The organism is Mesorhizobium sp. M1C.F.Ca.ET.210.01.1.1 (assembly GCF_004791585.1).
GTDB lineage: Bacteria > Pseudomonadota > Alphaproteobacteria > Rhizobiales > Rhizobiaceae > Mesorhizobium.
This window is the reverse complement of record NZ_SRUU01000030.1, coordinates 1-20114: the sequence shown is the minus strand read 5'-3', so window position 1 is coordinate 20114 and position 20114 is coordinate 1. Positions and strand designations below refer to the sequence as shown.

Sequence of the window (20114 nt, the reverse complement as noted above, 5' to 3'; positions counted from 1 at the left end):
GTCACGGTCGCAGCAAGCCGGCTTTCAATTCCGCGTCTCGCTGACGATTGGAGCAGCCATTCTGAAGCGCCCCACATTGCCCAATCCACTCCCGGGCAGGCGGAAGCGCGAGGGTGGGTACGGGAACCCTCGCAGTAAGAAACAAACCCGGCCCCGGGCTCTCCGGTTGTGCATGGTGGACTATCCAGCTGTCTCGGCGCGCCGCAGTGAGTAGGCGCCTGCGGAAACGAAGCCTGGTTTGAGGTATGAGGACTACCCGCGGAGCACTTTTACAGCCCTAACCCTCGCTTCCTACCGAAGCCCCATTCGATACCGCCGCTGTCGCGAGCGAGCCCGGTGATGTGCTGCCCGATGCGCTTGTCGAGGACCGGCTGCCAGGGCACGAGATAGAAGCCCACGCCGTCGTCGATCATGGCGAAGCGGCCGGAGGCGAGGTTGGCGGCGCCGGCAAGTCGGCCTGTGACGTATTCCCCGGGTTTGGCTTCGATGAAGCTCAGCCCGCGCTCGGCCGCCACCCTACGGCCGACGCGGGCGACTTCGGTCTGTTCGAGGCGCTGGAGCAACTCGCGCGACGCTCGAACCGTACCATCGGGTAGTCTGGTCGCGTAGCCCATGTCGAGGAGGTTCTGCCGGCGCCGGTCCAGGGCGTCGCTGACCTGCCGGCCAAACCCGACCTGGGCGAGCGAAGTTCGGTTGGCCGAGGCCAGTTCCCGGTCGAGCCAGGTCGCACCATCGCTGGTTACCTGGCTGTCGAGATCGAGGAAGGAGAGCCTGCGGACGGCAAAATCCCCGCCCCGGTTGCGGGCGTCATAGGCTGCACCGCGATCGGCGATGTCGTCGGGAATCTTCCAATGGTCGGCATCGATGCGCTCGACAATGCCGGCCCGCCGCAACGCCTCCAGACGGCGCACATGCGAGCGGATGAAGGCGTCGGGGTCGCCCTTGATGCGCTCAATCTGGGTCCGAGCTGCTTCGAGATGCTCGCTCGGCCGGTAGATCCCATCGGAGCTTGCCGCGATCTCATGGATGCTGAGATCAGCTTTGCGAGGCTCGGCCTTTGTCGAGATTGGCTCGAGAGCGACAATGTGGCCGCGCCTCAGCTCGCCGAGTTTTGTATCGTCGCTTGTCTCGAGATAATGGGTACGCCCGTCGACGCCATCGACGACGACGTAGAGCCCGCCATCCAGCCCGTCGCCGGCAAGCCCCTTGTCGAGCACCCGTCCGACGATCGGTTCGCTGATCTCTTTGCCGTGGGTGACATACTGGTTCGGGCCGCGTTCGTCGGCGATGCCATGATCGGCGAGCGCCTGGTGCATGGTCTTGATGATGTCGTTGCGCATGCCGAGATCGCGCAGGACCTGTTCGGCATTGTCGGTGAGCACGAAGCGGCCGGGCTCAGTCTCGGAGGCAAAGCCGTACTGCTCCAGGTGCTTTGCCCGGTCGATCAGAAGATGGCGGTTGGCGCGCAACGTGTAGCTCTCGCTCACACCGGGACGCAGGTCTACAACGCCACGCTCCTCCTGCTCGGCAAGCATCATCCGGTCGAGGCGGGTCAGGCGTTCGGCCGCCACCTCGGCCCTGAGCTTCTGGGCGATGTCGATCTCGGTCTGTGGTCCGAGCTCCAGTGTCACCAGTTCGCCGGCGCGATGGCGAATGCCGTGGGCGATATAGTCGCCGGCGATATTGAGCACCCTACCCTCCTCGGTGACGCCCCGCACCAGGATATGGGTGTGGGGGTGGCCGGTGTTGTGGTGGTCGACGGCGATCCAGTCGAGCCGCGTTCCGAGATCGTTTTCCATTTGCCGCATCAGGTCGCGCGTGAAGGAGCGCAGATCCTCCATCTCGGCGGCATCCTCGGGTGCGACGATGAAACGAAACTGATGCTTGTCTCCGCGGCAGCGCTCGATGAAGGCGCTCCCCTCCTCGCGGTCGCGACCTTCCTCGATGGCGGAATAGACTTTTCCCCTCTCACCGTCGTGCGTTACCCCGTCGCGCTGGAGGTAGCGCAGATGGGCATCCACCGCCCGGATTGACATACCGCGCAGTTTCGGGCCGCGCGCGCCGCGCTGGGAGGTAAACTTCACCACCCTCGCCTTGACCATCACTCGGCGTGCCCGGAAGCGGCCCTTGCCCCCTTCCCGGCCCCAGCCGCCACCGTCCCGCATGAGGCCGGTGGCGATGCTGGCGCCCCTGCCCCTGGCGTTGAACCTGCCGCCTTTCTTGCTCCCCGCCAGACCGCCGCTCCGGCCTGGGCTGCCGCCAGCCCTGCGAACGGCGATCTTGACCTGGGCAACGAACGGCAGCGAGCGCGGATTGACGCGCGTCCCGCCGCTTCGCGCGCGTCCCAGCCTGACACGGAAATCATTACCGTCACGATCGACCATGGCGGCAGGATCGGCAGCGAATTTGGGCTCTGCAAGACGTTTCAAGCACCCGTCGCGCTCCAGCGCGCAAAGACAGGCTGCTGCGTAGAGACGGCGGATCGCACGTTGCGGCGGCGTTACGGACTTGCGAGCATTACCAAGGCGCTAGCGACGCGACCGCCCCATCTTACACATCTCAGAATTCCAAAAGCGCCTCGTTTTCGCAGGCGAAAACAATGTGCAGACAACACCTTGCCGAGAATAGCGAGGCGCGAGCGCGGGCTCGCTTTATCTTGCCGTCACAATTGGGCGACTGTTCCTGATCTTCGTCGCCACAGTCGGTATCCGTCTCTATACTTCGATAATACTACACCGGAGCGCGCCACGCCACGCCGCCGTGCGATCAGGAAAGCCGGGTGGTCCGTGCCGTCGTTCGTGCTCGCTCCCGCGACGCCGGCGGGCGCACAGATCTGCGTCGGATTGGCAGGGCCACACATCCAATCACGCGCGATCGCCACCCCTTCCAGGGTGTTGTCGCCGGCAAGATATCGTGATCGCTGCATCCGCTTCGATCCACCTGTCTTCCCCGCCGCGGTGGCGGAGCTCGTGTCGGCGCCGGGCCGTAAAACCGTCGGTCGTTTGCCTCACAGGCTGCGCTCATGCTGCCGCCACCGCGCTCAGCGCCCGGCCGCCAGACGCCGCCTGGCCGTCCGAGAAGCGGAAGCTGGAGCCGTCGATCCACATGCGGTGCATGATCGTCGCCAGCTTGCGCGCCACGGCGACAACGGCGCGCTTGTGGCCGCGTTTGGCCGCCAGCCGCAGGCCCAGGCTTGAAGCGTGCTGTGCGTCCTCGAGCGGGTGTTCATCGCGCTCGGCGCTTCCTAGAGCGCGGTGCGGACCCGCCGTCGCCGCGCCGCGAGATGTGGCCGGCGCGGTCGATCGAGGTGCCCGACTGCTCGCGTCTCGGCGTCAGGCCAAAATGCGCGCCGAGCGTCTTCGACCTGGCGAAGCGATGCGGATCGTCGAAGGCGGCGAGGAAGGTCATCGCCGCCACCGGACCGACGCCGGGAACCTCGCACCAGCGCCGGCATAGCTCCTCCCGGCCGACAAGCTGGACAATCAGCTTGTGCAGCTTGCGATACTCGTCCCACAGCACCTGCCAGCACCTCAGCATGCTTTCGGTGGCCGTCTCGAGCAGCCGATCGCCGGCGATCAGCTCGCGGATGCGGGCGACAAAGGAGGCGCGCTGGACGCGCCGGCCGGCCATCAGCCCGAACATCTTGAGCGAGTGCCGGACCTCGGTCTCGATGTCCATCAGCTTGCGCTTGAGCGTGCGCCGATGCGCCAGCATCAGCTTCATCCGGATGGCCGCGTCGCTCTTGGCGTGCACCGGCTTGAACCAGCCGGAGCGCACCAGATGCGCCAGGCCGCGGGCGTCGTTGCGGTCGGTCTTGTTGCGCTGCGCCTCCAGCATGCGGGCCGAATGATGCGTCTCCAGGAGCACCATCGGCATGCCGCGGCATCGAGCTCGCGATGCAGCCAGGCTGACCATCCGGTCGCCTCGTGGCCGACCAGATGCAGCCGCGGCGCGTAACGGGCGGGACCTGCATTGTAGGCCGAGAAGCCCGCGAGCCGTGGCGATCGTGCCGAGGCTGCGCTCTCTCAGTGCACCGATGGGACGTAGACTACCTCGACGGGCAGGACGGAGCGTTCCGTGCCACCTTGGACGGCGACCAAGTTGCGCTGGCCCAATTTGTCCATTGGGATGGCCCTGAACTCGCTGCAGAAGGTGCCGTCGGCGCCCACTGTCGCGCTGCCCAGGTTCAATCCGCCGTTGCTGCTGTCGAGATAGATCCTGACCTTGCCAGGGCTAAAGCCGGAGCCAAATAGTGGAAAGGTGTAGTCCGCGGCGATCTTGGGCGGGTCGAGCTCGCGCATCGGGCAGCCGACATCGCCAAAAAAGGCAATCGTCACCATAAGCGTGGCGGTCTCGCCGCCCGCCGGCGTGACCCGCAGCTCGATCGTGTCGCCGCGTCCCCCCGTCGATGCCGTCAGCCTATGCACGCCCGGCGCCGTCTCGGCTGGCAACCGGACTGACGTCAGGAACCCTCCCGCCGCATCGACGGCCACGGTGCCGAGCGTTGCCCCGGTGTCGAGGACGATCGCGACCGGCCCGGGGCCATTATTCGGACCGAGGGTCGTCGTAGCGAAGGGCGCGCTCCACGGGCTGCAGGTGACGTAGTCGCAGTCGCGCAGCCGGAAACTATAGGCCGTCGACGGGGTCAGACCGACAACGTCGTAGCTGTAGGAACAACTGCTCATGTTGCTAGAGGGTTTTAAGGTTGCGGGCGCCGCGACCTGACCGGCCTTGGTGACCTCCAATTGCGAGCTGCCGCCGATGCAGGCGGAGGTCGTATCTCGACTGAATGAAAGCTTCAGCCGGGTCGGGTCAGCAACTGGTGGAAAGAACTGGCCGCTGACATTGAAGTTCGCCCCTGCCGCCACAACCGGCGGAGCCGAGATCGAGGGACGCGTCAGGCTCGGCACTGTGCTGCCCGTCACCCATTTCGAGGCCGCATCGGCATTCTCCTGGGCAATAAGGTCGCGGCTGGCGGGCGGCACGCAAACGAGGTCATCGGATCGGGCCACCCGCCAGACAAATCCGGCGAGGCATGTCGCTTCGCCGTAGAGCCCGCCATTGGGGTCGCGCCGTGATTTGGCGAGACCGTTCTCGTCTTGAACCTGCGAGGCCCGCTGCGGGGTCACACACACGACATCGCCCTCATAGGCGTTGCGCCATACGTAGCCGGCAACACAGGTGAACTGGCCGAATGGCAGGCTGACGTTCTGGAAGCGAGGCGCCGCGATGCCGGGATGAACCGCCCGGAAGGTCACCCCTTGGGGGAGGCTGATATCGGTTTCGAGCTGGGCGAACTTGGCGATGACCCTGGAGACGATGTCGCCCCGGTTGCAGGCATCCTGGAGCTGCTGGAAGACGTCGTTCACCGAAATCGAGGTCGTTCGTTCCTTGGCCTGGGCATCTAGCTCCATCTTCGTGAGGTCCGACGGATTGAGGAAGTCGTGGATGCTCGCCGCCGCGTTCTCGGGTTCGATCTGCACTCCGTGCAGCAACACTACCGGCGCGTCAGCGCGGAGGCTGCAGATCGTGTTGCCGGTGTGGATCAGCGTCGTGAGTTCGAGCGCAAAGGTTAGAGAGAATCGCGCGTCGGCGACGTCGTTTCTGACCTTGAAGCTGCCCTTGTTGTTGAACAGCTGGTAACTCACATACAGCCCTTCGGCAGCTTTGCTGACAAACACTGACCCAGCCGTCGCGAAATTACAGGTGATCTCGAAAGCGGTGTGGCCCATTTTGGCGGCCTTGGCCTCGATTGTCTCCTTGATCCCGCCGGGGCCGTCGCACGAAGTCTGGCGCGGCGAGGCACCCGCCGCCTGCTGATCCGGCGTGCCGTTCCATCGCCCGTCGAACAGCGAGTTGATCGGCGTTCTCGCGAGCGCCGCCATGCCCTGTACGAGGGGAGACTGTACCGCGCCGACAACACCTGTGTCCTTATCTGGGGCAACGGCCTCAATTGTGATCCGGCCGCCGGTGATGTCGATCGGACTTGTGAACGTCGAGGACCCTTGTGCGGCCGCATGGCATACGAGCAGCGTCCCTACCCAGAGCGCGCGCAGCAAAGCAGCGCCAGCAATCTTGCATCCAAGCACACTCATATTCCCTCCATTGCGCGCGCGTTTGGGTTGCTAACCAGACAGGCTGTTGCCCAAGGGCAATGAGAATTTTGATTGGCTCATTCCCCGATGCGGCTGATCTCATCCGCGGCCTTGACGATCAGCTGTCTGGCCGAGAACTATGGAGACCGAACTCGGTCCACCATTTGGCGGCCGCGGTCTCCGCGCGAACAAGCGTAAGCGTCACAACACTAGATCGCCGGCACTATCTCGATACACCTAAAGGTAGTGTCGCCTTGCGCGATATCGGATGCTAGGGTCACTGTCAGCCGATAGCTGCCGGCCGGGAAAGGTCCGACAGATGGCTCCATTAGCGAACCAGTCTGACCTGCCAACAGCTCCTCTTCGGTGTAGTCCGCCGCATCGCCGTCTGTGTCGCTATCAAACACGACCTCATGCTCGACATCGTCCGAGCCCGGACAACCCTCCGGAATGCTGGTGATGACCAAACGATCGATGAACGCCATTAGATCGGCGTCTCCGGCGTTGAAGGCCGACCACTGAACGCGAAAAGCCTCGTTGTCGTGAACGATCGCCTTGTCAGGGGTAATTGGATTGTCCGGGTTCGCGAAGACGACAGCAGCCATGCTCTAGCTCCAATTTCGGGGGAGAAGAGATCTGAAAACAGAAAGAATTATGTAGGCACCTTCCGCAATATATGATACGATCTTGTTAATCTAATCAAGTCTCAGATTGAAATATCGGGGCGGCCAAAAGCTAAAATCTTAAATATTCGAGACGCATGCCCATTCCTTGGGCAACATAGCCAGACTTGTTAGCTGGTTTACTTCCGTGCGTCCGCCTGTGCCATTCCGAGTGCGAAGTGCGGAGGGGTTAGACATGCCTTTTGATCAACCGACAATCCAGTTCGGTGACGCCGGGTCCGAAGTCACGAGGCTTCAGGAGGATCTGATTGCCGTGGGCTGTTTTTCCGAAGTGGCGGATGGCTCTTTCGGGCAATCGACCGTGGATGCGGTCATGTTGTTCCAGGAGGCGGTTGGCTTGGTCGCCAGCGGTATTGTCGATGAAGCCACATGGTCCGTGCTCGAGGGCCCGGAGGCCAGTGAGGAGCGCTCGATCGACATCTCCGACCTGCCGGGACTGACCTTGGCTGCGAGCCACGCCTCGGATGAAAGTGCCGACGCCTACCTCGCCGACCTCGGCGTCGATACCGGCAACAACTGACAGGCGATACACCAAGGGACGTTCGAGTCCGGGGGAAGCAAGATGGCTTGTGAAATTCAGAAAGTCAGCGTCATCGTCGCTTTGGGAAACGCTGTTGTGTCCACGCCGGGCGTCGCTTTTGGAGCCGTTGCTCCGCCCCTCGAGCCGGCGCTGGCGTTGAGGATGTGGCTCTCTTGGGCGGCAGTGCTCGTGGCGCTTGGCTTCCTCAGCAAGTGCCTTGAGGACAGCGGCCGGCAGGAGGAGGCGGAAGCCTTGAAGCAGGAGGTGGGCCGGCTGCGTCAGGAACTTGATACCCTTAAGCAGCGGGCACAGTAGGTCGACGATGGTCCTGCGCCAGCTGGCGCCCCCGACAGGATCAAAGTGGGCGGGCCATTGGCCTTGACCCATTGATTTGTTGCTTTCGCGACAAGGTGCATCGGCGTCTCCACGCCGGTGAATTTCCCAAGAACGCTCGGCAGAGCCGAAGCTTGGAATTCAAATAGGTCAGAAAGGCGGATGCCATGGCCGTTGCGATGTTTGACTTCCTCAAGTCGCTGATCCCAGGCACTCTGGAGCAGATCGTATTCCCTTCCGAAGTCCGCGAGATCCTGAATCACCTGTCGACGGATTTGGCGCCGCCTGCCGGACCGCAAGCAGCTCCGATCTCGGGTAACGTCAAAGCCTCCGCCAACGACTCGGCCGGCGGTTTCGCCAGTCTCGACATTGACCCTCTCGGACCTGAGATCTCCTTCGACATGCGTGTCCTAGGCCCTGCGGCAAATCCAATTGGATTTCAGTTGGACCTGAAACCAGCCGACGGTCTTCTCAAGCTCCCTGCGGGATGCGCTCCAGCCAAAGTCCAACCTGACGGGCGCATGCTGGTGGCCGACCCAACGGCAGGCGGCAGGGTGAAGCTGACACTCAACGGCGCCGACCCGCTCGCGATCAGGATCGAAGGAAGCATCGGCCAACCGGCGCGGCAGGGGATCGTCGCCCTGGATGCTGCGGAGTCCGGGGTCCTCAGTGTCGGAACGAACCCAGCAGCCTTCTTCCTCGGCGCGCAAGGCTTCGGCCTGCATCTGGCCGGTGGCCTGACAGTCGACTCCTCCTCTCAGAATGCTCCAGCGCCTGTCACCGGCGGCGTCGGCGGCCCAGCGCCGTCAGCGACCTCTGCCTGGCAAGGCGTCGCCATTCGCAATGCCGAGCTTTTCCTTCCCCCTGATACGCCGCTTGTCGGCGCCGGCCCCATCCCGGTGGAACTCGATCTGGGCATGCCGAACGGCCTCTATGGGCGAACAGAAGCACATGTTGCTGAGAATGGTCCCAGGCCTGCTTTCGACGCGACCATTGTGTGGGACGACCCGGGCGCAACCTCCCTGGCCTCGGCCTTGCCGGCGATGGTCGAAATCCGCACAAGCTGGAATCTGGACACCGCCGCCGATCCATCAGGCGTCGGCAACATCGAACTGCTTGGCGGCCGGCCGCTGCGTGTCACGGCCCGCTTCGCGCGCAAGCCCGGCACGTCCGATTTTGATCTCGGTCTCGTCGTCGAAGCGGGCGGAGACCAGGGGCTGCTCTCGGTCAAGGGCTCGTCCGCCGCCGGCAAGGTCGTTGTTACTGCCGCAGCACTCGCGACAGCCTTCATCGCGGATGCGAACCCGCCATCGGCGAGCCAGCCCAAATATGATGGTTTCGGGGCTACCCTCCACGCGCTGCTCGTGGCGGCCGCTGGTCTCAGCGCCTTCCTCGATGACGGCAACGTCGTCGTTCATGCGGTCGAGATCGATGCGGGCCTTGGCTCCGCCGGAACCAAGCTGACGCTGCGCGTCGACTATAGCGTCGACGTAATGGTCAAGACCATTGACCTGGGTTTCATGAGCATCGGTATGAAGCCTCGAGTGCCGATGCGTCTTCGCTATCGCAACGTTCGCCTCCTGGTCGACTTCGTCCAGACCGGCCTCGAGCGCTTCCATCTGTCTTTTGGCGAAGCAGACGTCGACGTCGAGGACCCCGGCGGCTGGCAGGTCCAGTCGCCGGGCACGCTCAAGGACCTTTTCGACGTTCTGGGCAGCCGCTCCGGTCGCGGCTCACAATGGTTCGAGGTCGACCTGCGCTTCGCGCTCGAACTCGGCCCGGTGAAGGTTAGTGGCGCCACCGTGCGCGTCACTCTCGGTGCGAACGGTCCGCTCGACCCCGAATTGCGGGGGCTCGACGCGTCGATGGTCATGCCGGGTTTGTTCGAAGCGAGCGGGAAAGCATCTCTCGGCGCCGGCCAACTGGACCTCGCGCTCGCGGCCAAGATCGTTCCGCTCAACGTCGCGGCCTTTGCCAGCGTCACATATGTGGATTGCGGCGAAGGCATCAACGAACTGCTGTTCGCGCTCGGGGTGGACCTGCCCGGTCCGATCCCGCTCGCCAACAGTGGATTGGGGCTCTACGGGCTGGGCGGCATCTTCGGCGTCAACTCCGGTTTCCCGTCACCCGCGCCCAATGCCGACCCGATCGACTTCTATCTGGGGCAGAATCCACTCAAGACCAGCTTGTACACCTGCCTGCCAGGCAACAGCATCTTTGGGCTTGGCGCCGTCGTCGGCACGGCGCCCGATCTCGGCTTCACTTTCAGCGCCAAAGGGGTCGTGGTCATCGGCGTGCCGGACTTCGCGCTCCGCGCCAGCCTCCAGGGACGTGTGCTGTCGCCGCGGGTGATGATGACCGAGGAATTCTCGGACGCAGCGGCCGGTCTGTCATTCAAGGGCGTGCTTGCGGTAGAACCAAGCGCGGTCACGCTCGCCATGCGCGGCCAATATAAAGTGCCGTTCCTGTTGACCATCGACGTTCCGTTCGGCGCGCGCTTTCCCAAGAGCGGGCGCAACTGGTTTGTGCGGCTCGGTTCAGATGGGCAGCAGGGCCGTGGGCCAGGTCCGATACAGGCCAATATTCTACCGGGCATTCTCCCCATCAATGCCTGGGCCTTCTTCATGATGGAGGGCGACGGCATCCCGAGTCTGGGCGGCGTCTCGGGGCTGTCCCCGACCGGGTTCGCGCTTGGGTTCGGCGCCGGCTTTACCGCCGTCTACGGCATCCCGCTGATCCATCTGGACGTTTCAGCTTCGGTGATCCTCGCGCTTGGCACCCGGCCGCTCCTGCTCGGCGGCCTTGGCCACCTGTCGGGAAGCCTCCATCTGGGACCCGTATCGATCGGCGCGAGCGCCGACATTTCCTTCCTGATCGCCCCGGACCTTGGGGATAACTGGGTCAAGTTCGAAGTCTGCGGCGAGGTCGACCTGTTCTTCTTCAGCCTTGAGGGTTGCGTCACCATCGAGCTCGGCGAGAAGGGCAGCATGGTACCCGATCCGCAGGATTGGCCGCTGGAATCGATCGCGCTTGCCGACCATCGCTATACCAAGCTGGCAGACGCGGTCCGCTCGCCTACGCGCCCTCCGATCGCGGAGCTACCCACCGTATGGCCGGACGTGATCCCGATCCTGCAGTTCACGAACGGGCCGGCCAACGGCCTGCAGGCCGGACCCTTCAAGGACAAGCTCTCCTGGAACGCAGCGGCAGTCGGAGCGGGCGTCGTCGGCAATGACCGGCTGAGCTACACCTATACGCTCACCAGCCTGGCCCTGACCGAAATCAATCCGCACACCGGCGCCGAGACTGTCGTCGCGGGCCCACTGGAAGCTGCCTGGCAGCAGGCAAAGGCCGGCGCGCTCGGCGAGCCGGGCGCGCGCGAACTCGCCCTGCTCACATGGGAATCGCATCTGTGGACACGCAAGCTGGTCGACGGTGCTGCCAACGACCCCAACGACCCCATTCCCGCCATTCCCAACAGGTGCCACGACAGGTATTTCGCAAAGCCCGGCTGGGCGCTCGGCGGTCTCGGAAATCGCCACGCCCCCGGCGACAGCTGGCAGCTGCCGACAGAACCACAGCCAGGTCCATTCGCGTCGGTATTCTCGGTGGCCGTCGCCACCGAGTGGTGGGGAGTGCAAATCGACGTTCTCACCACCCCCATGATACCGCTTGGCTTCCCGCTCCGGTTGCCGGCTCCGTTTGTCTTTCGTATGCCAATCGAGGGCATGGGTCGCAGCTTCGACGGCGCACTCGACCTGCTTCACGTGGTGGATCTTCCCCTCGATCGTCGTCCTGACGAGATCGCTCGCGGGATCGGCGAGGTTCCGGTTCACGTCATGCTCAGCTTCTCGGAGCCGCTGCGTGACATCCAGCTTGCTCTTCACCTTCCGCTCTGGCCACCTGGGATGGCAGATCGGCTGCGAGTGACCCTTTTCGGACCGAATGGCACGATTTTGGTTCCCATGGTCGGCGAAGACCGGCCCGGGATCGGTGACAGCGTCGTCCGCGGCTACGAACAGGCAGGCGGTCCCTTCACCGCACTCCAGCTCGAATATCACGCGGCCCTTGCGCCGCAGGTCCTCGGCGTGTGCGGTGTGACCGAAAGCGAGGCTCAGGCCGCCGATGCCGCGACCAAGGCCACCAACACCGTTGCCGACGATGTCGCCAAGAAGGCAACGGCGGTCAAGCCTCGAGCGATGCTGAAGCCAGACAGAATTTATCGGATCGATGCCGGCTTCAACGGCAAGGGACAACGCGAGGGGACCGCCGGCAACGATGTCCCGCATGACGAATCCTACTGGTTCCGGACCGCCGACATGTCCGGTCCCGCGCCGAGCAAAGGCAAGCAATACCTTCAGCGTGTCCCCGCGGCCGAGGCGGTGCAGCACTACAAGGAATTCGTCTTCGCTCCGGCCGTGCACCAGAGGAAGGACCGGTTCGATCCCGTCTATCTGGAGCGCTACATCCTCTCCTGGATGCCGCAGGACAAGAGCCGTCACTGGTTCCTGGATGACCCGGTCGGGGTGCAGCTCGAAGTCAATCACGTTCCGGACCTCGCGGCGGCATACGACCATGATACCGTCGTGCGTGTGCATCGCACCGATCCAACCAAAGGGCGCCCCGATCCGTTCGAAGTGCAGGATTTCGGCAAGTCAAACATCTGGCAGGCCGCCGTTTCCCTGCTGCATCCGGAATCGGATCTCCGTCTCCACGCGGCCTCCATCGTCGCCGGGGCCTGCCCGTATCCGTCGCCGGGCGCGACCCTGGGAGGGCGCCCCAAGCTGCAGCCTCTCTCCGACTATGAGCTCTCGCTCGCCTTCCCCTTCCTCGATTCCGCTAACAGCGGGCTGACGGGCGGCACCACCATCCGGGGTGGAGTATTCGGTACCTCGCGCTACGCAACGCCGAACGACCTTCTGGCCGACCTCGGCTTCGGCACCGGGACACTTGCCGGCGACATCGAGGTGAAACGCTTCGCGGCAGGCGCCGGCGACGTCACGGCGGACGGCGCGGTCCAGCGCGCCCTTGGCGCGCTCGGCCTTGGCCGGCTGGCGCCCGTGCGCGAGGCTCGCAGCATCGCTCTCTGGACCAAGGTTGGACCTGCCTGGGCGCTCCATGGCGTCTTGCTCGAAGCACCGGAGCCGATCCATCGTCCGGATGCGCTCGGACTTGCCAACTTCGGCGGCAGGATCAAGGTGAACGCGATGCGTTGTGGCGGCAATGCCTTCGAGGCGGTGCTGCGCTCGTCATCGGGTGACCGTCTGCTCTTTTTGACCGGCAACCCCTTTGCTCCCGCCGCCTCCCTCAACCTGGCGGTGACGATGCAGTCCATCCCGCTGGAAAGCACGACGGCTGCGGCGGATGGTGTCTTTGCCTGTCCGATATCCGCATCGCCCGCATTCGCGGAGGATTTGACATGACCACGAATGTTGCCCCTGCCTCGTTCTTTCGCGCGAGCGCAATCGCTGCTTCGGGAGTTCCTTGGGTCGCCGATGGGTTCCATCTGCGGGTCAAGCTCAATCCCTGGATAGGCTTCCCCCTTCATTCATTCGCAGCCTGGCGGCTTGAAGTGTTCGAGACCGAGGGGCCGACGCTGCAATGGCGCGATCAGCGCGGTAACGCCCTGACAATGCCCTTCGACCTGGAAGGTGTCGGCGGCTATGCCGAAGCGTCCGTGTTCGGCGTCCCCGCGGACGAACCCTACATCTGGATGGAGATCGACGCGGACGACCGGGGACTTCGCGTTGATCTGCTCGAAGGCCATGTCGGGGCAAGCGGTGGCGCGCGCCTCGTCGCAAGTCGCAGCCACAGCCCGTTCCGCTTCGGTCATACCAGCATCATGCGACTTCGCGCGAAGGGCGCCGGGACGATCAATGGAGTTCGCGCCATGTCGCAGGCGCGGCTCGCCATTCGCGAGTTCATCGAGCGCAAGCCCGACCTCACATTCGGCTTGCCGCTCGGCCGCAACGACTGGTTCGTTCCTGATCCGAACCTTGATCCGCTCGAGGCGGCCCGCCGGCGGCTCGAGCTTGCAGCACCGATCCGCCTCAGCCCGCCCGACAATCCGGCAGGCACACTGCCGGACGACACTGACCCGGGCGAGGAAACAAGGCGCATCATGGAACGCATCGCGCCGGAATTCGTGGACCCCTGGATGAAGCAAGGTTGGGCTGACGGGGGCAAAGCACCGATCCACGCGGTGCTGCGCGGAACCACGACGACGCCAGACAACCAGCGGTTAGAGGCCAATGCACCGATCACGCCGTCATTGCTGACCATGGCGGTTGATCCTCAGATTGCCCGCTACATCGGCCTTTCGACTATCATTCCCTTTGGAGAGACGAAGCCTGTTCATCCTGCAAACACCTGGATCATCGCGGCGCGCTGGGCCGTACAGCTCAAGCGCGTGATCCAGCCAGCCAGCAATCCCTTCGGCGTTCCTGTAACCGTTGGCGACCTGCTCAAGGGTTCGTTGGCGCCGGCCGGCTGGCTCGACGGCATTATGGGCGGCTATTTTCCGGAGGCGGACGACATCATCGCCGACTTGCCGAACCGTCCGGAAGAAGGTCACGGACCGTGGACGCATCTTCCCTTGCTCGCCGTCGCGGTGGCTGCCGGCGACGCGCCGCCGGATCCGCCCGACCCCTTCCGACTGGCCTCCGCGGGCGCCGGCAGTTGGAACCCGCAGGCCGACCCCGCCAATCCGGGTCCTGAGACATGGCAGCAGGTGATTTCACTTGGATCCAGCCCGGCCCGCGGCATGGTGGGCTTCGCCCGCACCAAGCCCGATGGTCCCTTGCCCCTCCACCGCTTGGAACCCCCGACGGGTGAGGGCTTCGTTTCCCGCGCTCTTCCGATCGTCCCCAACTGGGCCAGCAACAACCGACGCATCGTCGAGGATCGAAATGTCCCCGCGGATGCAAATGGAGCGAGCTGGACGATCTGGCAGGCTGACGAGTTCGGTCAGTGGTCCGATGGCGCCGGTTTCTCGCAGCCTCCGCCGCCACGACCCAGTCCGCCCGAGCCCGTGGTCGAGGCCACTTACCGCGCCAAGCCTGACGACGACTCGCTGGGTCCGCGTATTCCCGGTATCCTGCGCCTCAAGATCGACGTCCCGGAACTTGCTCGCACCGAGCCTGGTGGCCTGCCCGTGGCCAGGCTTCGTCTGAGCGTCGACGGGGTCGACCTTCCAGAAAGGGTGGCAGCACCCGGTGGCACGATCATCGTCGAGGCAGAGCCCAGGCCTTTTGGCGTCGGGGAGCAGCGAGACGTTCCGATTGTAGGCACCTACGTCGATGCTTCAGGTACACCGTCTGCCGCGCGGCGGGTATCCTGCGCTGCTTATGATGCGCGTGCCCCAAAGGCCATCCCCACCTCGCCCATGGTCATCTGGAGCGGTCAAATTGATGCTACTGGACAGGCCGAGCTCGCGCTGCGGTGGCCGCCTCGCGAGGGAGCCAGCCGCTACCGGGTTTACTTCGGCGATGCACGTCGCCTGGCCGGAGAACTTGGCGCGCCTTTCCCAGAGTCGCCGATCCGTGCCGCGCAGGCGAAACCGATCCACCTCGCCAGCTTACAGCTGACGAACAAAGCGGCCTTCACTTTCCTTGGTGAAACCCCCGGCTCGACCGCATCCGACGGCTTGGTCCATTTCTCGACGCGCATCCCCGGAGGGCTGCGGTCGGTGCAGTTTGTCCGCGTCGTTCCAGTCAGCGCAGGCGGCGCCGAGTCCGCGTTTGGCTCCTGCGGCCTTGTGCCGGTAGCTGTCCCGACGATCGACCGTCCGCCACCACCGCTGCTCGATGCGTTCACCGAACCGGCTGTGGGGCTTACCTTGACGATCCGGGCTCAAGGCCTGAGACCCGATTTGCTTGCTGCCGCGCCGGGTGGACCGGCTCAGTTCCGCCTACGTCGCACCAGCCGCAACGTTGACCGCCGATTTGCCCCGGTCTGGACCGCCGGCGACATGGCCGGCCCGGACGCCGCGGGGAACTGGACCGCCACAGTTGAGGTGCCGCTCGACCAACTCGAGCCTTTTGTCGGCGCGTCCTGGTATGCCGAAGTTCGCTATCCGCCAGAGCCGGCCATTCCACCGGGCGAGGCTCCGCTGCCGGCGGATGGGGGTGTCGGGCCCCTCTGGGGAGCGATGGGCGATGCCTCAGAAAGGCTTTGGAGTGAACCATCGCTCGCCGCGGGGTCGCTGCTCGTTCCACCCCATGCGCCAGATGCTCCACCGGAGCCGGCAATCACCCGGGAGGTAGACGGCTCGGTGAAGATCACAATCGCCGAGCTCTCTATTTTCCATGCTGGCGGTGCACCCTACAGGTTGGAGGTCTATCGTAAGGACCCGGGCGTTGCTACGGTCCGTCGGGACACGATCGACATAGTGGCTTCAGAACTTACCTGGACAGACGCCGCGCCGGTTCCGCCGGGCGCACGCTATGAACTGGCTGTGGTCGATCCCATCGGTCGGCGCGGTCCGACGACGTTATCTCAGTAGCTATGTGGCTATTCCTGTGAAGGATTTGGGAGAATTGCATGACACCCTTTCCGAATGCCAAAGATGATCCCATTGTCCATGATGAGGCGCTGCAGGCGGCGCTGGATGGCGCGATGGCATCGACGCCCAATCCACCCAACGGCGCGCCGATCGTGATCGTTTCCATTAACCCAGACGGGACCCGCAGCTATGCCGGGCGTCTGGAATATATCGAGTGCTATTCGGCCAGCCTGCTGAAGGTTGCCGCCATGTATGCCGCTTTCGAACTGCGCAAGGCCTGTAACGACCTGGTGGCGGGCGGCGTGGCAGGGGATGTCTTTCAAACGGTGAGTAGCAGTTTCGACGACGTGATCCGAGCTAACCGCCTGCCGAAGCTTGCAGACCTGGACGACCTCCATCTGCTGCCGAAATACAATCAGATTTTCACCTATGACCCGGCGTCCAATACCGTGAACTTTTCACAGGCATTCTGGGATGACTTGTTTTCGGCGATCGCCGATGGCAACAACGCCGCCGCCGGTCGGTGCATCCAACGCTTGGGCTTCGGCTACATCACGACTGCGGCGTCGGAGGCGAATTTCTTCGATGCCGATACGAATCTCGGCATGTGGCTCTGTGGCGATTTCGGCTTGGGGTATCCGCCGCAGCGGATTTCCTGCAGCAATGACGGGCCGACGGCACAGGGCGCGACGGCCTATCAGATGGCCAAGCTTTTCACCCTACTCTTGGATGCGCAACTGGTGGATCCGGCCAGCGACGCGGCGATGCTGAACCTCTTGCAGCAGGCCGTCGTCCGGCTGCATCTTTTCCTCAACCGGGACACGACGGTCCAGTACGTCACGACGCATAGCAAGATAGGGCTGGGACCGGTCAATGCGGGGTTCGCGGTGGCTTCCGAGGCCCTGATTATTCAGGAGAACACGACGCAACGACAATTCGTCGTCGTCTTCCAGAATCAGCCATTCGCGACCGACCCGTCGGTCTTTCCAGTTGCGCGCGTGGTCGATGCGACGATCGCCTCATATCTGTTTCCCTGATCGAAGCATTTCGCTGGCACACTTGCCGAGAACCCGACACCAGACCGCTTGCCATAAGTCCAGTACATTTGGCGAAACACCATCAGCGTCCGCTGCCGTCGACCGTGCCCGTAAAGTCGACATGTGTGCGCCGCCAAAAAATGGCCTTTTCGCCTTTCGCTTTCAAGCGCATGGGCGTCATCACAGCGGGTAGTTTGAATAGATGTAAGCGTCGAGCTGAGGCCGTTGGGGGGATAGCGATCGTTTGCCCCACGGCGAGTAAATGACGTGGATATCGATGGCCCGGCGATTGACGTCGATATCGCCGAATGGTGGGTTTTTTAAACTCAGCCGCGAGCCCTGCCGATGTCTACCGAATCCCAGTTGCGTGAGAAGTTGCGGAAGATCGAGGCCCTTTTCGTGGGTGCTGGAACGGCCGGCGAGCGGCTCGCGGCGGAGGCGGCGCTGGAACGTGTGCGGGAGCGTTTGACGGAACTTGGGCGGCAAGATCCCTCAATTGAGATGCAATTCTCGATGCCGGATCAATGGTCGCGCCATCTGTTTCTCGCCTTGTGCCGGCGTTATGGCATGAAGCCCTATCGCTATTATCGGCAACGGCGCAACACGGTCATGGTTCGCGCACCCAAACGATTTCTCGATCAAGTCTTGTGGCCGGAGTTCTCCGAACTTGACCAGGCCCTGCAGGCCTATCTTCATCAGGTGACGCTGCGCGTGATCCGCGATGAGGTCTTTGCCGACGCGAGCGAGGCGCAGGAGATTCCGGAGGCGCTACCACCGAACTGATCGATGCGGTCAGGCCTGAGCGCTGACAGGCAACGATCTGTCGATCTTCTCCATCGGCGATCCAATGGTTAGGCCTTTCAGGCCTTGAAGTTCCACGGCATGAGCTGGTCGATCTGAGAGATCGGCCAGCCTCGAGCGATGCAAAAAGTTCGAAAAGCTTCCAGGAGCCCCAGGCGGATTAGATGCCCTCCGGGATTGGCTGCTTGCCCAGAGCCCAGTCTCACAGCTTCCGCAGTGCTATTTATCTCGGCATCGCTCAAAATTGCGATATACGACAAATGGGCGAAGTGAATTTGACCCCTGCTAGGAGCGAATACTTGAGCGATCAAAACGAAGCCGTGACGGCCGATCTCGTCGGGCTGACGGCAGACATTGTCTCTGCCTATGTCAGCCAAAATCCCCTGCCCGTCACTGGGTTGCCAGATCTCATCGCGTCGATCCATTCGTCGCTGGCCGGCCTTGGTCAGCCGAATACGGCCGAGCCGCCTAAGCATGAACCCGCAATCAATCCGAAAAGGTCGGTAACGCCGGACTACATCATCTGCCTGGAAGATGGGAAGAAATTCAAATCGCTAAAACGTCATCTCGCGGTGCACTACGGGCTCACTCCAAACGAATACCGCGAAAAGTGGGGATTGAAGCCAGATTATCCGATGGTTGCGCCGAACTACGCGGCCCAAAGATCTACGCTCGCGAAGGCGGCGGGGCTCGGACGCAAACCGCAACCTACCCGAAAGGTGCCTGCCAAACGAAAGCCTAGGGCTTAGTGAAGGCTAGCTGTCGGTGCGTCAACCTCGGGCGCGCCGTCAGAGGCAGTTAGCCAATCGAGACCGTGAGCCAAGCCACCCTAATTCCGAGCGATCTTCGGCGACGTTTACGCTCTATGTTGAGCGTCGCCGATAGCAGAAGAGTGCTTCTTCGAGAGTGGGTCTTGCGATGTAGCGGTCCTCTGACTCGACCCACCCGCGCCATCTAACACAGAGTGGCATGGGACTGACGGTCCTGAAACCGAACCTATCCACAAAAATATTTTGTTGGTATTTCTGTTGGTAACAGCTGTTTTGGCCTTCCAATAAGCATCTGAAACCAAACTAGAATTTTCTTTACTTGGATTCCGCCGCTGTCACCGAACTCGAGCGCTGGATGATCGAGACGCGCGACAAGCTCTCGCGCGGACACGATCTGAGCAAGGCCTTCAACTACATGCTACGCCGATGGTCGTCCTTCACCCGCTTCCTCGACGATGGCCGGACCTGCCTCTCGAACAACGCGGCCGAGCGGGCCCGAGAAAGTCCTGGCTGTTCTGTGGGTCCGATCGCGGCGGACAGCGCGCCGCCGTCCTCTACAGCCTGATCGCCTCTGCCAAGCTGAACGACATCGACCCTTAGGCTTGGCTCGCCGACGTCCTCGCGCGCATCCCAGCCCACCCCGCACAGCGGATCGACGAACTACTCCCCTGGAACTGGAAGTCGAGCGATCCATGGAAGACGTGATTGACGTCATATTGCGAGACTTCTCAGGCGAGATCGAGCACGGTCAGGGTGCGACAGCTGAGGAGATTGCCGATTGCGAGAGCGACCTTGGCGTCCGCTTCATTGGAAGCTTTGCTCAGTACTTGCGACGATACGGCTGGCTCACCGTCGGGTCGAGCGAGCTTTATGGCTTGGGTGCTAGCCTCGAATCCTGGCGCCGCCTGAAAGACATGACGCTATCCGAACGCACGGAGATGCATCCTCCTCTGCCACCGCACCTCGTGACCTTTTACAATGACGGCTTCGGCAATCAGCACTGCCCGGATACCAGCGTGGTCATCGATAACGAGCATCGTATCGTTTTTGGGACCACGAAGCAGGCACCGCTCGGATTCCGGAAGTGATTTCTAACTCGTTCGCAGACTGGCTGCGCCTGCTGATGCGAGCGGAACAGAACAGCCCCTAGCAGCCGGATTGCCAACTCCGCCTTCACGGACGCTTGCACCAAATCTAAGGTACCGCGGTCCTCACCGGATGATTACTCCTCAGCGACGGCCGGACCTGCCTCACCAACAACGCCGCCGAACGTGCGCTGCGTGGTTTTGCTCTCGGCAGGAAAGCTTGGCTGTTTGCAGGTTCTGATCGTGGTGCCGATCGGGCCGCCTTCATGGCGACGCTGATCACCACC

The 20114-nt window shown here is 63.1% G+C and carries 12 protein-coding genes and 2 pseudogenes; 10 read left to right on the top strand and 4 right to left on the bottom strand.

Translation table 11 applies throughout. The features are described 5' to 3' along the window. Positions 1 to 269: 269 nt before the first annotated feature. The 4 genes from EN853_RS26135 to EN853_RS26120 all read right to left on the bottom strand — a co-directional run bounded on the left by EN853_RS26135 (position 270) and on the right by EN853_RS26120 (position 6700). Complete coding sequence (locus EN853_RS26135) at positions 270 to 2429, bottom strand: DUF3363 domain-containing protein (protein ID WP_245517188.1); 2160 nt, start codon at positions 2427 to 2429, stop codon at positions 270 to 272. 796 nt (positions 2430 to 3225) lie between these two features. Continuing rightward, positions 3226 to 3876 (bottom strand): transposase, encoded by a 651-nt coding sequence (locus EN853_RS26130; RefSeq protein WP_167524602.1) that lies wholly within the window; start codon positions 3874 to 3876, stop codon positions 3226 to 3228. A gap of 149 nt (positions 3877 to 4025) precedes the next feature. After that, a complete protein-coding gene (locus tag EN853_RS26125; RefSeq protein WP_127858309.1) occupies positions 4026 to 6095 on the bottom strand; it encodes a hypothetical protein in 2070 nt (689 codons plus the stop codon). A gap of 209 nt (positions 6096 to 6304) precedes the next feature. Next, on the bottom strand, positions 6305 to 6700 hold the full coding sequence (locus EN853_RS26120) for a hypothetical protein (RefSeq protein WP_127858308.1): 396 nt from the start codon (positions 6698 to 6700) through the stop codon (positions 6305 to 6307). Positions 6701 to 6953: 253 nt separating this feature from the next. On the opposite strand from EN853_RS26120, the gene EN853_RS26115 reads away from it, so the two are divergent. From EN853_RS26115 to EN853_RS26070, 10 genes and pseudogenes are all read left to right on the top strand, one after another. Further along, positions 6954 to 7298, top strand: a complete 345-nt coding sequence (locus tag EN853_RS26115; protein ID WP_127858307.1) for a peptidoglycan-binding protein — start codon at positions 6954 to 6956, stop codon at positions 7296 to 7298. A gap of 42 nt (positions 7299 to 7340) precedes the next feature. Continuing rightward, complete coding sequence (locus EN853_RS26110) at positions 7341 to 7613, top strand: hypothetical protein (RefSeq protein WP_127858306.1); 273 nt, start codon at positions 7341 to 7343, stop codon at positions 7611 to 7613. 545 nt (positions 7614 to 8158) lie between these two features. Beyond that, complete coding sequence (locus tag EN853_RS26105) at positions 8159 to 13054, top strand: hypothetical protein (RefSeq protein WP_127858305.1); 4896 nt, start codon at positions 8159 to 8161, stop codon at positions 13052 to 13054. Next, entirely contained in the window at positions 13051 to 16134 is a 3084-nt protein-coding gene (locus EN853_RS26100; protein WP_127858304.1) for a hypothetical protein, read from the top strand. Before EN853_RS26105 ends, EN853_RS26100 begins: the two co-directional genes overlap by 4 nt. A gap of 38 nt (positions 16135 to 16172) precedes the next feature. After that, complete coding sequence (locus tag EN853_RS26095) at positions 16173 to 17171, top strand: hypothetical protein (RefSeq protein WP_127858303.1); 999 nt, start codon at positions 16173 to 16175, stop codon at positions 17169 to 17171. A 345-nt stretch (positions 17172 to 17516) separates the two neighbouring features. Continuing rightward, a complete protein-coding gene (locus EN853_RS26090; protein WP_059185728.1) occupies positions 17517 to 17954 on the top strand; it encodes a hypothetical protein in 438 nt (145 codons plus the stop codon). Positions 17955 to 18271: 317 nt separating this feature from the next. Then, on the top strand, positions 18272 to 18721 hold the full coding sequence (locus EN853_RS26085) for a MucR family transcriptional regulator (protein ID WP_127858302.1): 450 nt from the start codon (positions 18272 to 18274) through the stop codon (positions 18719 to 18721). A gap of 355 nt (positions 18722 to 19076) precedes the next feature. After that, positions 19077 to 19447 (top strand): annotated as a pseudogene (locus tag EN853_RS26080) (transposase domain-containing protein); the annotation flags it as partial. After that, positions 19435 to 19830, top strand: coding sequence for an SMI1/KNR4 family protein (locus EN853_RS26075; RefSeq protein WP_127858301.1), 396 nt, complete (start codon positions 19435 to 19437; stop codon positions 19828 to 19830). The pseudogene EN853_RS26080 and the gene EN853_RS26075, both read left to right, overlap by 13 nt. Before the next feature lie 140 nt (positions 19831 to 19970). Then, positions 19971 to 20114, top strand: a pseudogene (locus EN853_RS26070) (transposase); the annotation flags it as partial.